Origin of the sequence: Affinundibacterium seohonense, assembly GCF_014284305.1 — a bacterium.
In the GTDB taxonomy this organism is placed as follows: Bacteria; Pseudomonadota; Gammaproteobacteria; order Burkholderiales; family Burkholderiaceae_D; genus Undibacterium; species Undibacterium seohonense.
Genome location: NZ_JACOFW010000164.1, coordinates 1 through 204, shown reverse-complemented (window position 1 = coordinate 204; position 204 = coordinate 1). Strand labels below are relative to the sequence as shown.

Annotated in this window: 1 protein-coding gene; it reads right to left on the bottom strand. The window is 45.6% G+C overall.

Features of this window, described 5'->3' with window-relative positions; translation table 11 throughout:
• Positions 1–187: transposase (locus H8K52_RS21015; RefSeq protein ID WP_465247130.1), on the bottom strand; the 187-nt coding region annotated here is incomplete at its 3' end.
• Positions 188–204: the final 17 nt, after the last annotated feature.

Sequence of the window (204 nt, the reverse complement as noted above, 5' to 3'; positions counted from 1 at the left end):
TAAAAAGCAAAACCGGATCAAACGCGGGACGACCATTGTCGGCACAGTAAAGCGCTTGAGTGCGTTCACGGATGAAGTCGAAGGAGATGTGACGATCAATTAAACGAAGCAGGTGGTCTTTCGGAACTAGTTGTTCCAAGGTGACCATTTCTAATTCGTGTTGGAAAGGTGTCGGTGTTTTTAGCATGCCGCTATTAAACCAAA